The 13,161-nt window shown below is 55.5% G+C and carries 15 protein-coding genes; 8 read left to right on the top strand and 7 right to left on the bottom strand.

Annotated elements, in window-relative coordinates:
- Positions 1-166: 166 nt before the first annotated feature.
- The 6 genes from metN (at position 167) to proS (ending at position 5,745) form a co-directional block, all read left to right on the top strand.
- Positions 167-1,198 (top strand): methionine ABC transporter ATP-binding protein MetN, encoded by a 1,032-nt coding sequence (gene metN, locus GNG27_RS04345; RefSeq protein WP_142488318.1) that lies wholly within the window; start codon positions 167-169, stop codon positions 1,196-1,198.
- A complete protein-coding gene (locus GNG27_RS04340) occupies positions 1,191-1,844 on the top strand; it encodes a methionine ABC transporter permease MetI (RefSeq protein ID WP_142488317.1) in 654 nt (217 codons plus the stop codon). The genes metN and GNG27_RS04340 overlap by 8 nt, the downstream gene beginning before the upstream one ends.
- 39 nt (positions 1,845-1,883) lie before the next feature.
- Complete coding sequence (gene metQ / locus GNG27_RS04335) at positions 1,884-2,699, top strand: methionine ABC transporter substrate-binding lipoprotein MetQ (protein ID WP_142488316.1); 816 nt, start codon at positions 1,884-1,886, stop codon at positions 2,697-2,699.
- A gap of 107 nt (positions 2,700-2,806) precedes the next feature.
- Positions 2,807-3,211, top strand: a complete 405-nt coding sequence (rcsF, locus tag GNG27_RS04330) for an Rcs stress response system protein RcsF (RefSeq protein ID WP_142488315.1) — start codon at positions 2,807-2,809, stop codon at positions 3,209-3,211.
- Positions 3,208-3,915: a tRNA (N6-threonylcarbamoyladenosine(37)-N6)-methyltransferase TrmO gene (tsaA, locus tag GNG27_RS04325; protein WP_156262953.1), complete on the top strand. Its 708-nt coding sequence runs from the start codon at positions 3,208-3,210 to the stop codon at positions 3,913-3,915. Before rcsF ends, tsaA begins: the two co-directional genes overlap by 4 nt.
- A 111-nt stretch (positions 3,916-4,026) precedes the next feature.
- Positions 4,027-5,745, top strand: a complete 1,719-nt coding sequence (proS, locus tag GNG27_RS04320) for a proline--tRNA ligase (RefSeq protein WP_142488313.1) — start codon at positions 4,027-4,029, stop codon at positions 5,743-5,745.
- Between the two features lie 40 nt (positions 5,746-5,785).
- Here the strand turns inward: proS and nlpE are convergent, their stop codons facing one another.
- Genes nlpE through GNG27_RS04305 form a run of 3 tightly spaced genes read right to left on the bottom strand, consistent with a single transcriptional unit; the run spans position 5,786 to position 7,483 of the window.
- Positions 5,786-6,484, bottom strand: a complete 699-nt coding sequence (gene nlpE, locus GNG27_RS04315; protein WP_142488312.1) for an envelope stress response activation lipoprotein NlpE — start codon at positions 6,482-6,484, stop codon at positions 5,786-5,788.
- A gap of 34 nt (positions 6,485-6,518) precedes the next feature.
- Positions 6,519-6,941 carry an alternative ribosome rescue aminoacyl-tRNA hydrolase ArfB gene (arfB, locus tag GNG27_RS04310; RefSeq protein WP_106994315.1) on the bottom strand — a complete coding sequence of 141 codons (423 nt, stop codon included), beginning with the start codon at positions 6,939-6,941 and terminating at the stop codon, positions 6,519-6,521.
- Positions 6,938-7,483: a YaeQ family protein gene (locus GNG27_RS04305; protein WP_142488311.1), complete on the bottom strand. Its 546-nt coding sequence runs from the start codon at positions 7,481-7,483 to the stop codon at positions 6,938-6,940. Before GNG27_RS04305 ends, arfB begins: the two co-directional genes overlap by 4 nt.
- A 198-nt stretch (positions 7,484-7,681) precedes the next feature.
- On the opposite strand from GNG27_RS04305, the gene GNG27_RS04300 reads away from it, so the two are divergent.
- Positions 7,682-7,882, top strand: a complete 201-nt coding sequence (locus GNG27_RS04300; protein WP_142488310.1) for a YaeP family protein — start codon at positions 7,682-7,684, stop codon at positions 7,880-7,882.
- On the top strand, positions 7,869-8,129 hold the full coding sequence (gene rof / locus GNG27_RS04295) for a Rho-binding antiterminator (RefSeq protein ID WP_059308693.1): 261 nt from the start codon (positions 7,869-7,871) through the stop codon (positions 8,127-8,129). The genes GNG27_RS04300 and rof overlap by 14 nt, the downstream gene beginning before the upstream one ends.
- Before the next feature lie 28 nt (positions 8,130-8,157).
- Here the strand turns inward: rof and tilS are convergent, their stop codons facing one another.
- The 4 genes from tilS to accA all read right to left on the bottom strand — a co-directional run bounded on the left by tilS (position 8,158) and on the right by accA (position 13,154).
- The gene (tilS, locus tag GNG27_RS04290) at positions 8,158-9,444 is read right to left on the bottom strand and encodes a tRNA lysidine(34) synthetase TilS (RefSeq protein ID WP_156262952.1); all 1,287 of its coding nucleotides are present in this window, start codon (positions 9,442-9,444) and stop codon (positions 8,158-8,160) included.
- A 62-nt stretch (positions 9,445-9,506) separates the two neighbouring features.
- Entirely contained in the window at positions 9,507-9,896 is a 390-nt protein-coding gene (locus GNG27_RS04285) for a VOC family protein (protein WP_156262951.1), read from the bottom strand.
- A 59-nt stretch (positions 9,897-9,955) separates the two neighbouring features.
- A complete protein-coding gene (locus GNG27_RS04280) occupies positions 9,956-12,094 on the bottom strand; it encodes a lysine decarboxylase LdcC (protein ID WP_156262950.1) in 2,139 nt (712 codons plus the stop codon).
- A gap of 100 nt (positions 12,095-12,194) precedes the next feature.
- Positions 12,195-13,154, bottom strand: coding sequence for an acetyl-CoA carboxylase carboxyl transferase subunit alpha (accA, locus tag GNG27_RS04275; RefSeq protein WP_106994311.1), 960 nt, complete (start codon positions 13,152-13,154; stop codon positions 12,195-12,197).
- Positions 13,155-13,161 lie beyond the last annotated feature (7 nt).

The raw sequence follows: 13,161 nt of genomic DNA, 5'->3' as shown, positions 1-13,161 counted from the left end.
TGTCCGGCTAGTATCTCATGAATCACCGCGCAATAAAGTGCTCATCGCGCAGAGTTGGATTGATTTAGACGTCTGGATGCCTTAACATCCGTTTTGTTGACGGTCATCGCCCGTACAAGGCAGCAGAAAATGCCACGGCTAACTTACATACGATAAAAATAATCTAATGATTAAACTTTCGAATATCACCAAAGTGTTCCAGCAAGGGAACCGTACCATTCAGGCGTTGAACAACGTTAGCCTGCATGTTCCGGCTGGACAGATTTATGGCGTCATTGGCGCCTCAGGTGCAGGTAAAAGTACGCTCATCCGTTGCGTTAACTTGCTCGAGCGTCCGACCGAAGGTCAGGTTCAGGTTGATGGTCAGGAGCTGACGACCCTTTCCGAAGCGGATTTAACCAAAGCTCGCCGTCAGATTGGCATGATCTTCCAGCACTTCAACCTGCTCTCCTCGCGCACCGTATTTGGCAACGTCGCCCTGCCGCTGGAACTGGACAATACGCCTAAAGAAGAAATCAAACGTCGCGTCACCGAGCTGCTGGATCTGGTCGGCCTGAGCGATAAGCATGATATCTACCCTGCAAACTTATCCGGCGGACAAAAACAGCGTGTCGCCATTGCGCGAGCGCTGGCCAGCAACCCAAAAGTGTTGCTCTGTGACGAAGCCACCAGCGCCCTGGATCCTGCAACCACTCGCTCGATACTGGAACTGTTAAAAGACATCAATCGTCGCCTGGGACTGACCATCCTCCTTATTACGCACGAGATGGACGTGGTTAAACGCATCTGCGATTGCGTGGCGGTGATCAGCCAGGGTGAGCTAATTGAGCAAGACACCGTCAGCGAAGTGTTCTCCCATCCGAAAACCCCTCTGGCGCAGCAGTTTATTCAGGCCACCCTGCATCTGGACATTCCGGAAGACTATCTGGCACGTTTAAAAGCTCAGCCTGAAGCCAACAGCGTTCCGATGCTGCGAATGGAGTTTACGGGCAAGTCAGTGGATGCCCCGCTGCTGTCCGAAACCGCCCGTCGTTTCAACGTCAACAACAACATTATTAGTGCGCAGATGGATTACGCAGGTGGTGTTAAGTTCGGCATCATGTTGACCGAAATGCACGGCACGCAACAGGATACCCAGGCGGCTATCGCCTGGCTGCAAGAGCATCATGTAAAAGTAGAGGTACTGGGTTATGTCTGAGCCAATGATGTGGTTGCTGGCGCGCGGCGTATGGGAAACGCTGGCGATGACTTTCGTATCCGGCTTTTTCGGTTTTGTTATTGGTCTGCCGGTAGGCGTACTGCTGTATGTCACCCGCCCGGGTCAAATTATTGAGAACGCAAAGCTGTATCGCACGCTCTCTGCGCTGGTGAACATCTTCCGTTCGATTCCCTTCATTATTCTGCTGGTGTGGATGATTCCATTCACCCGCGTTATTGTGGGAACGTCCATCGGCCTGCAGGCGGCGATTGTTCCTCTTACCGTAGGGGCAGCGCCCTTTATTGCTCGTATGGTTGAGAACGCGCTACTGGAGATCCCGTCGGGTCTGATTGAAGCCTCACGCGCCATGGGTGCGACGCCAATGCAGATCGTACGTAAGATCTTGTTGCCAGAAGCCCTTCCGGGCCTGGTCAATGCGGCAACCATCACGCTGATCACCCTGGTGGGTTACTCTGCGATGGGCGGTGCTGTCGGTGCAGGCGGTTTGGGTCAGATCGGTTATCAGTACGGCTACATTGGCTACAATGCTACCGTCATGAATACCGTGCTGGTTCTGCTGGTTGTGCTGGTTTATCTCATTCAATTCTCTGGCGATCGCATCGTCCGGGCTGTTACGCACAAATAACGTTACACAACACAAACTCGACGAGTTAAGGATAAGAACATGGCGTTTAAATTGAAGACCTTTGCTGCGGTAGGCGCGCTGATCGGCTCTCTGGCACTGGTAGGCTGCGGCCAGGATGAAAAAGATCCAAACCACATCAAAGTGGGCGTTATCGTCGGTGCGGAACAGCAGGTTGCCGAGACGGCAGCCAAAGTGGCGAAAGAGAAGTATGGCCTCGACGTCGAGCTGGTGACCTTCAACGATTACGTTCTGCCGAACGAAGCGCTGAGCAAAGGCGATATCGATGCTAACGCCTTCCAGCACAAACCGTATCTGGATCAGCAGATCAAGGATCGCGGCTACAAGCTGGTTGCGGCAGGCAATACCTTCGTATACCCAATCGCGGGCTACTCTAAAAAGATCAAATCTTTAGAAGAGCTGCAGGACGGTTCTCAGGTTGCGGTACCGAACGACCCAACGAACCTTGGCCGTTCCCTGCTGCTGTTGCAGAAAGTGGGCCTGATTAAACTGAAAGACGGTGTAGGCCTGCTGCCAACCGTTCTGGACGTTACTGAGAACCCAAAAAACCTGAAAATTGTTGAGCTGGAAGCACCGCAGCTGCCGCGTTCTCTGGATGATGCGCAGATCGCTCTGGCGGTTATCAACACCACTTACGCCAGCCAGATCAACCTGACTCCGGCCAAAGACGGTATCTTCGTTGAAGACAAAGATTCCCCGTACGTTAACCTGATCGTGACCCGCGAAGACAACAAAGACGCGGAGAACGTGAAGAAATTCGTACAGGCTTACCAGTCTGACGAAGTTTACCAGGAAGCTAACAAAGTCTTTAACGGCGGAGCAGTTAAAGGCTGGTAATCTGACCTCTGTGTAATATCATTCATGACGGGCGTAAGCCCGTCTTGTCATTTATGCAGGCAACTGATTCAATATCTGACGATTTGATTATTCATAGAGGAAATATTATGCGTGCTTTACCGATCTGTCTTTTAGCACTGATGCTGAGCGGCTGTTCTATGCTAAGCAGATCTCCTGTTGAACCTGTTAAAAGCACAGCAACCCCGCCTAAAGTGGAGCCTGAAAAGCCAAAAGCGCCACGCCCTGCGCCAGTCAAAATCTATACCAGCGCTGAAGCCTTAGTGGGTAAACCGTTCCGCGATCTGGGTGAGGTCTCCGGCGAATCTTGCCAGGCCAGCAATCAGGACTCTCCTCCGAATATCCCGACTGCGCGTAAACGCATGCAGGTGAATGCCTCTAAAATGAAAGCCAATGCGGTTCTGCTGCACAGCTGTGAAGTGACCAGCGGCACGCCAGGCTGCTACCGCCAGGCCGTCTGCGTAGGTTCTGCCCTTAACGTCTCGGCAAAATGAGTGCATTCCAGTTCGAGCAGATAGGCGTTATCCGCTCTCCTTATAAAGAGAAGTTTGCCGTACCCCGCCAGCCAGGGCTGGTAAAAAGCGGTGGCGGTGAGCTTCACTTGATCGCTCCGTTTAATCAGGCAGATGCCGTGCGCGGACTGGAAGCCTTTAGCCACCTGTGGGTACTGTTTATCTTCCATCAGACCATGGCAGGCGGCTGGCGGCCGACCGTTCGCCCGCCTCGTCTCGGCGGTAATGCAAGAATGGGGGTATTTGCCACGCGCTCTACCTTCCGCCCGAATCCTGTCGGGATGTCGCTCGTCGAGCTGAAAGGCATTCGCTGTCAGAAAGATCAGGTGATCCTCGAGCTTGGCAGTCTGGATCTGGTCGACGGCACGCCGGTGGTGGACATCAAACCCTATCTGCCCTTTGCCGAAGCGGTGCCGGATGCACGCGCCAGCTATGCCCAGCAGGCCCCTATGGCGGGTATGCCCGTTTACTTTACCGATGAGTTGGCCCTCCGGTTAGTCCAGCTGGAAAAGCGCTACCCTCGCCTGCGGGATTTTATCGTCGAGGTGCTGGCCCAGGATCCCCGTCCGGCCTACCGAAAAGAGGAAGAAGCCGGGAAAACGTATGCCGTTCTGCTGCTGGATTTTAACGTTCGCTGGCGCGTCACGGCGGCGGGCTTTGAAGTGTTTGCCCTCGAGCCGCAGTAATTTTATTCTCTTCTCTTTTGGCATCATTGCCACACTGGTAAACTAAACCACTTTTTTTGTGTCAGGCTGCCGGTCAGCCTGTTCCAATCGTCGAAATGGAACCGTAACAACATGCGTACTAGCCAATATCTGCTCTCCACCCTGAAGGAGACACCTGCCGACGCCGAAGTTATCAGCCACCAGCTGATGCTGCGCGCCGGGATGATCCGCAAGCTGGCCTCCGGGTTGTATACCTGGTTGCCGACCGGCGTGCGCGTCCTGAAAAAAGTCGAAAATATCGTGCGTGAAGAGATGAATAACGCCGGTGCTATCGAGGTGTTAATGCCGGTAGTTCAGCCCTCTGAGCTGTGGCAGGAGAGTGGACGCTGGGAGCAGTATGGTCCGGAACTGCTACGTATTGCCGATCGTGGCGATCGTCCGTTTGTTCTGGGTCCAACGCATGAAGAAGTCATTACCGATCTGATCCGTAATGAGCTGAGCTCTTACAAGCAGCTGCCGCTGAACTTCTTCCAGATCCAGACCAAGTTCCGTGACGAAGTGCGCCCACGCTTTGGCGTCATGCGTTCCCGTGAATTCCTGATGAAAGATGCTTACTCTTTCCATACTTCTCAGGAGTCTCTGCAAGAGACCTATGACAAGATGTATGAAGCGTACAGCAAAATCTTTTCCCGCATGGGGCTGGATTTCCGTGCTGTTCAGGCTGATACCGGCTCCATCGGCGGTAGCGCATCTCACGAGTTCCAGGTACTGGCGCAGAGCGGTGAAGACGATGTGATCTTCTCTGACTCCTCTGATTACGCTGCTAACATTGAGTTTGCAGAAGCCCTGGCGCCTAAAACGCCGCGTGCTGCTGCAACTGAAGAGATGAAACTGGTTGATACACCAAACGCGAAAACTATCGCCGAACTGGTTGAGCAGTTCAATCTGCCAATCGAAAAAACGGTAAAAACCCTGCTGGTAAAATCTACCGAAGGCAGCGCATACCCGCTGGTTGCCCTGCTGGTGCGTGGCGATCACGAGCTGAACGAAGTGAAAGCAGAGAAGCTGCCGCAGGTTGCAAGCCCATTAACGTTCGCAACGGAAGCAGAAATCCGTGCCGTCGTGAATGCCGGTCCGGGTTCTCTGGGCCCGGTCAATATGCCAATCCCTGTTGTTGTTGACCGCACGGTCGCAGCGATGAGCGATTTCTCTGCCGGTGCTAACGTTGACGGTAAACACTTCTTTGGCATCAACTGGGATCGCGATGTGGCGACCCCTGAAGTGGCTGACATTCGTAACGTGGTCGCAGGCGATCCGAGCCCGGACGGCAAGGGCACCCTGATGATCAAACGGGGTATCGAAGTGGGTCACATCTTCCAGCTGGGTGATAAATACTCCCGCGCAATGAATGCTGCCGTTCAGGGCGAAGATGGTCGTAACCAGGTCCTGACCATGGGCTGCTACGGTATTGGGGTCACTCGTGTGGTTGCTGCTGCTATCGAGCAAAACTACGACGAACGCGGTATTGTCTGGCCGGACAACATTGCGCCGTTCCAGGTGGCGATCCTGCCAATGAACATGCACAAATCCTACCGCGTGCAGGAGCTGGCCGAGAAACTGTACAGCGAACTGCGTGCCCAGGGTATCGAAGTGCTGATGGACGATCGTAAAGAGCGTCCGGGCGTGATGTTTGCCGATATGGAACTGATCGGTATTCCTCATACCGTGGTCATTGGCGATCGTAACCTTGATAACGACGAGATCGAGTACAAGTATCGTCGTAACGGCGAGAAGCAGATGATTAAAACCGGTGACGTGCTTGATTACCTGGTGAAAGCCATCAAGGCATAAGCCACAAAAAACCCCGCTCCGGCGGGGTTTTTTATTTCAGCTATTTGCTGTCGCAATTCTTACCGGCTTCAAACCTGGCATCCCGGTCCGGCACCAGCGTTTTGACTCTCTCGCCGCTGTCCGGATTGGCTTCCAGCGTAAAATGCCCGTCGACCGTGAGCAGTACCGGTTTGGTATCACTCCCGCGCGCCGCCGCGTAATCCCGCTCCAGTTGGGCGTTATTCGCCACGCTCACCTTTTTGCCGGTGGCACAGTCGGTGAAGATCGCTGCATCAGCCATATAGAAATACATGCCGCGCATCGCCATTGGCGTCGCCGGCAGCGCGGCGGTTACCGGCGCCAGGGTGTAATTAAACTGTGATTCTATGGGATTGCCCTGCATGTCGAGCATCTCCAGCCCTTCGCCTTTGGCACGGAAATAGCGCTTTTCGCCCGCCGTATCCGTTAGCACCAGCTTATCGGCGGTGCGAGCCCAAGTGCCGTAGCTGGCAAAGGAGGAAGGTGCCTTCGCCCCCTGGTAGTGCTGGTTCATCACCCAGGAGCCATCTTTTTCCAGAAACAGCGAGGTTTCGATACCTTCGCAATCGGCACAGGGCAAGACGCCACGCCAGCTCTGCTGCATCGGTTTTAACGCCTCTGCCTGGGTCGGTTCCAGCGCCTGCATCTCTGCGCGGTTATGGCACCCCATCAGGACGAACAGCGTGCTTGCTGCCACCACTGAAAATATCGCTGTTTTCACTCTCTATTCCTTATCGTATTCCGACTGTCGCCCGTTAATCCTGAGGGCGTCGGACTTTGCCGCGCAGCGCTTTAACGGACGATTTCTGTGATTTCGAAGCCAGCCGGCGCTCTTTCGAGGCGCGGGTCGGACGGGTGGCCCGACGGCTTTTTTGTACTACGGTTAACTCCTGGATCAGCGCCACCAGCCGGGCCAGCGCCGCCTCCCGGTTCATCTCCTGACTGCGGTACTCCTGCGCCTTGATGATAATCACCCCTTCGCTGGTGATCAGATGATGGCTGGCGGCGAGCAGGCGTTCTTTATAGTACTCTGGCAGGCTGGATGCCCGAATGTCAAAGCGCAGATGAATGGCCGTTGAGGTTTTATTCACATGCTGGCCACCCGCGCCCTGTGCGCGGATCGCGGTGATCTCAACTTCATTATCAGGAAGGGTGACAGTTCGGGACAGGACAATCATGAGCGGGACTGCCAGGCTTCAGGATGAATTTCCAGATTATTCTCAGCATCCGATAACCAGATGGCGCCATCCTGGATCGTTGCCTGCAGGATCATGGTTCGTCCGGCAAATGCGCTCAGCGCAGCAAGCTGTTCATCATTCAGGTACCAGACGGACAGGTTATTGAATTGCGAGCACTTGTTCTTATTCTGCTGCCACCAAATCTCCGCGGCACGGCTGTTATAGGTAAAGAGCGCCACCTCCGCAGACTGGGTACAGGCTTTCTTAATGCGGCGCTCATCCGGCAGGCCAAGCTCAATCCACAGATCGATGCCCAGATGATCGTTGAGCAGCCAGGCTTCCGGCTCGTCTTCCGCGCTTAATCCGCGGGTAAACTGCAGCCGTTCGTTGGCATACTTAATCCATGCCAGCAGGCGCAACATCATGCGCTCCTGCGTTTCTGATGGATGACGCGCCAGCGTCAGGGTCGCATCCAGAAACTGATTGCGGTCTAAATCCGCCACATTGACCGCAGCTTTGTAAATTGTCGCTTTAAGCGCCATGAGAGAACTCCTTTCGAATCAGGTGCGCATTGTAGCGAAATCTCCGCCAAAAGGCTGTTACAGGCTCGCGAATGTCTGCGACATCAACCTGCTGATATTGCTTAAATGAGTATGGTATAGTCACCTTGCTAAACCGGGTTTATGCTCGTAGGCTTAATTGTATCTCACAGTAAAGTCAGTGCGCTGGCAGGAGGGGATGTGAATAATTATTGTGAGTTAATTCGCAAACGGTATGCGGAAATTGCCAGCGGCGATCTGGGGTACATCCCTGATGCGTTGGGCTGTGTATTGAAAGTTCTGAATGAAATGGCGTCGGATGACACGCTTTCAGAATCGGTCAGAGAAAAAGCAGCATATGCTGCTGCGAATTTACTGGTGAGCGATTATGTCAATGAATGAAACTTATCAACCCATCAATTGCGATGACTATGACAACCTCGAACTCGCCTGCCAGCATCATCTGGTCCTGACGCTGGCGTTAAAAGATGGCGAAGTCCTGAAGGCTAAAGCGAACGATCTGGTATCCCGTAAAAACGTGGAGTACCTGGTGGTCGAGGACGGCGGCGCAACGCGTGAACTCCGTCTCGATAAAATTGCCAGCTTCAGTCATCCCGAAATCGGCACCGTCGTGGTGAGCGAGTCCTGATCCTCTGTAACGGGCAGCCCGCTGTCCGTTACGCTTTCCACTCCAGCTGTACGCCCGTCTCCGCCGCCCCTTCCCGCGTCACAAACACGCCCGCAGCCGCTACCAGCGTTTCGCCGTAGAACAGCAGCGGAGTGGCATCCCGCCGCCAGGGGGCAACATTAAGTTCCTGCCAGATTTTTTTAATCTTACGTCCACCGTTTCGCCCGACGATGTGCAGCGTTCCGCTGGCGCGGAAGCGTACCGTCACCGGCTCGCCGGGCTGCGGCAGACGTAGATTACCGCCCGCCTTAATATGCAGAACACCCAGGCCTTCCGGCAGCTGTAGGGGTTGATCCAGAGAGGGCCAGTCGAAAACTCGATCGGCCAGCGGCGCGTGGCTTTTCACCCACCACAGCTGCCCCTTAAAGCGCCTGATCTCTCCCTCCCCGGAACGCAGTTGCGGTGCCGCATCTTCCCGGGCAAGCGCCACCTCCTCCCAGAGCCGGGTGAGCATGGCCCGCGACGGCATTAAGGCCCCCTGTGTCGCCAGCCATCTTCGCAGCAGCGCCGCCCGACGTACCGCGCTCATCGCCTCCAGCGGCGCGATAGCCAATGCCCCCTCGTCGGAAACCAGGGACGACAGCTCGTCAGCCAGCAGCTCATCAAGCAGCTGCTCCTGCTCCGCGCACAGCGTGGCGCTGCGCGCGGTGGCTTGCGCAAAATGCGGCCAGCGTTGTGCCAGCAGGGGAACTACGCGCAGGCGCAAAAAGTTGCGGTCATAGCTGTCGTCCTGGTTGCTTTCATCCTCTATCCAGCGAAGACCCCAACGCTGCGCCTCGCCAAGCAGCGATTCGCGCGTCTCGCCGAGCAAGGGACGAATCTGTTCGGTATCGGCAAAACGCGCCCGCGCGGGCATGGCCGACAGCCCTGCCGGGCCGCTGCCGCGCTTAAGCGCCAGCAGAAAGGTTTCACACTGATCGTCCAGGTGTTGCGCCGTGACCAGCGCTTCACCCGGCAGAAGCGCCTCGCGAAAGGCGGTATAACGCGCTTTACGCGCCTGCGCTTCCAGCCCCAGTCCCTCATCCGCCAGCGTCACCCGCACCACGACAAGCGGGATACCCCACGCGCGACAGAGGCTTTCGCAGTGCGCGACCCAGCTGTCTGCGTGCGGACTCAGGCCATGATGAATATGGATAGCGCGCAGTCCGAGACCGGGATCCTGTTCACGCCAGCGCATCAACTGATGCAGCAAAACCGTGGAATCCAGGCCACCGCTAAATCCCACCAGCAGACGGCGGTACGGGTGGAGGGCTTGCTGAAGATCGGCTGTGGTCATCGTCGTTATTTATGCAGGAGGATGCCCGGCACGTTACCGGGCAATTCTTATGGAGGCAAGTGTTACTGCTGGTACAGTTCCAGCGGCAGGCCATCAGGATCGTTGAAGAATGTGAAGCGTTTCCCGGTGAAAGGGTCGATACGAATGGCTTCACACTTTACGTCATGCGATTCGAGGTGCTGCACGGCCTGGTCAATATCATCCACGCTAAAGGCGAGGTGGCGTAAACCGCAGGCTTCCGGTTGGGACGGACGCGCCGGCGGGAAAGGGAATGAAAACAGCTCAATGACGTACTGGCCGTTCAGTGCCAGATCTCCCTTCCAGGAGTCGCGCTCTTCGCGGTAAAACTCACTCTGCAGGGTAAATCCCAGTGTATCGCAGTAAAACGCCTTACTGATAGCGTAGTCGGTGGCAATAATTGCAATATGGTGAACCTGCTTTAAGCCCAGCATAGTCTCTCCTTTTTAATGTGCCTGAACGTTATAACCGAACCCCCGTGCCGTGCAAGGGGTCACTGCGCTTTTAAGACCCGTACCCTGTAGATGCCGTTTTCATCCCGTTTGGCACCGTGGATGTCCGTTTCGAACCCGGGATAATGACGACCAATTGAGCAGAGCATGAGCAGGAAATCGAGCACCGCCCTGCTCTTCTCGGTGATCATCTCCCCTGGCATCAGCAGCGGCACCCCCGGCGGATAAGGCAGGATCATGTTGGCCGAGATCCGCCCGACCAGATCCTCCAGATCGACGGTTTCCACCTCCCCTTTCACCTGGCGCTGCCAGGCGTGATGCGGAGTAAGCTTCATTTCTGGCAGAACGTCAAAGGCCTGCAGCATCAGACGCGGCAGATCGTGCTGGCGGATCAGCTTATGGATCCCCTGGGCCAGATCCTGGATGCGCATGTTGCGGTAAAAGTCAGGATCCTCAGCGTAGAGATCCGGCAGCATGTTTTTGACCCGCAGATTCAGATCGTAGGCGCGCTTGAACTCCATCAGGCCGCGCAGCAATCCCATCGCCCGGGTTTTGTCGATACCTATACTGAAGAGAAACAGCAGGTTATACGGCCCGGTCTTTTCGACCACTACGCCGCGCTCATCAAGGAACTTCGCCACCAGCGCCGCCGGGATCCCCTCCTCGCTCATTACCCCCTGCTCGTCCATGCCCGGTGTGAGAATGGTGACTTTGACCGGATCGAGGAACATATGATCCGCATCGGCATCGCGGAAGCCATGCCAGCTCTCTCCTGGCGCCACCGGCCAGCATTCGGCTTCGTCGATATCGTCCGGCTGCCAGATATCGAAGAACCAGCTGTCGGCTTCGTCTTTAAGGCGCTGGACCTCTTTGCGAAAATGCAGAGCACGCTCAACGGAACGGTTGATCAGACGCTTGCCGGGATTGCCGCGCAGCATCGCCGCCGCGGTTTCAATCGAGGCTACCAGCGGATAACTCGGCGAGGTGGTGGTGTGCATCATAAAGGCTTCGTTGAAGGTATCTTCGTCGTATTCGCCTTTAATGTGAATCAGCGAGGCCTGGGAGAATGCTGCCAGCATTTTGTGCGTCGACTGGGTTTCGAAGAACACTTTTCCCGGCACCCGCTCGCCGCTCATCCCGCTTTTCCCGGCATAGATCGGGTGGAAGTTGGTATAGGGCACCCACGCAGAGTCAAAATGGATCGAAGGCACATCCAGGGTCTGTTTCACCCAGTTAGTATTGTACAGCAGACCGTCGTAGGTGGAGTTGGTGATCACCGCGTGCACCGGCCAGCTTGCCCCCGGCACGGTTGCCACTTTGTTCTCAATCGCCGCGTGGGTAAATTCCCGGCGCGGGATCCCGCCCAGAATGCCCAGCGCGTTACGGGTGGGCGACAGCCAGATCGGCACCACGTCGCTCATCATCAGCAGATGCGCCAGAGATTTGTGGCAGTTACGGTCAATCAGCAGAGTACTGCCGTCCGGCGCGGCGTACATGCCGACAATCTTGTTCGAGGTCGAGGTACCGTTGGTCACCATATAGCTCTGCTCGGCGCCAAAGGTGCGGGCGATGTACTCTTCGGCTTCAAGATGCGGGCCGGTATGATCCAGCAGAGAACCCAGCTCCGTCACCGAGATCGACACATCCGCCTTCAACGTATTCCCGCCAAAGAAATCATAGAACAGACAGCCCACCGGGCTTTTCTGGTACGCCGTACCCGCCATATGGCCCGGGGTGCAGAAGGTATATTTTCCCTCTTTCACATAGGTGAAGAGCGCCCGGGTAAACGGCGGGGTAATGGTATCGAGGTACTCACCGGTATATTGCTGAATGCGGGTGGCAATATCCTCAGCCACGCCCAGCGAATACTCAAAGAACCACAACGCCATCCGCAGATCGTGGGCGCTGACGTCCATCGTAGAGTGGGTGTTGATAAAGGCGTACAGCGGCAGGTATTCATTGAGTTGATTGATATCGCTGCACAGCTCGAGGTCGTATTCGTCCCAGTCGAAGATGACGCCGCAAATGCGCGGGTTGTGTTCGATGAACTTCAGTAGATCGGCGCTGTTCTGCGGCCAGATGAGTTGAAACCCGCGCGACCTTAACGCCTGCTCCAGCTCCTTGATGGGTTCGTCTTTATAAAAGACGCCGTGCGGCCCCATAATGGCAATGATGTTCACGGTTTACCTCCTTAAAAAACATTCACTAAGCATAGTTGAGGTAAACCGCAGGCATAAAAAAAGCCGCAACGATGTGCGGCTTTTCAGAGTATGGCCTGGCTTATGCGTAACCGTAGCTCATCAGACGCTGGTAACGACGGTTAAGCAGATCTTCTTTGCTCAGCACGTCGAGATCGGCGAGATCGGCCAGCAGCTGTGCCTTCAGAGAGGCCGCCATGACTTCCGGCTTACGGTGTGCGCCCCCCAGTGGTTCCGGGATAACGGTATCGATCAGCTTCAGCTCTTTCAGGCGTGGGGCGATAATGCCCATCGCTTCTGCAGCCAGCGGCGCTTTGTCAGCGCTTTTCCACAGAATGGAGGCGCAGCCTTCCGGGGAGATAACGGAATAGGTGCTGTATTGCAGCATATTCACTTTATCGCCCACGCCAATGGCCAGCGCACCACCGGAACCACCTTCACCGATAACGGTGCAGATAACCGGCACGCTCAGGCGTGACATTTCGCGCAGGTTGCGGGCAATCGCTTCAGACTGACCGCGCTCTTCTGCACCGACGCCCGGGTAAGCACCCGGAGTGTCGATAAAGGTGATGATCGGCATGTTGAAACGCTCGGCCATCTCCATCAGACGCAGGGCTTTACGGTAACCCTCCGGCGCTGGCATCCCGAAATTGCGGCGAATTTTTTCTTTGGTTTCGCGCCCTTTCTGGTGGCCAATAATCATCACCGGACGACCGTCGAGGCGTGCGATACCGCCAACGATAGCTTTATCGTCAGCATAGGCGCGATCGCCTGCCAGTTCGTCGAATTCATCGAACGCCAGGCGGACATAATCCAGGGTGTACGGACGCTGTGGATGGCGCGCCATCTGGGCAACCTGCCATGCGCCGAGATCGGCAAAGATTTTGCGCGTCAGTTCTACGCTCTTTTCACGCAGACGATGCACTTCTTCGTCGATGTTAATATCCAGTTTTTCATCCTGACGGCCAACGGCGGTCAGAGAATCGATTTTCGCTTCCAGCTCTGCAATCGGCTGTTCGAAATCAAGGAAATTCAGACTCATAGTATTC

Origin of the sequence: Leclercia sp. 119287, assembly GCF_009734485.1 — a bacterium.
Lineage (GTDB): Bacteria > Pseudomonadota > Gammaproteobacteria > Enterobacterales > Enterobacteriaceae > Enterobacter > Enterobacter adecarboxylatus_C.
Note: the sequence above shows the minus strand (reverse complement) of the source record. Positions and strands in the feature narration are given on the sequence as shown.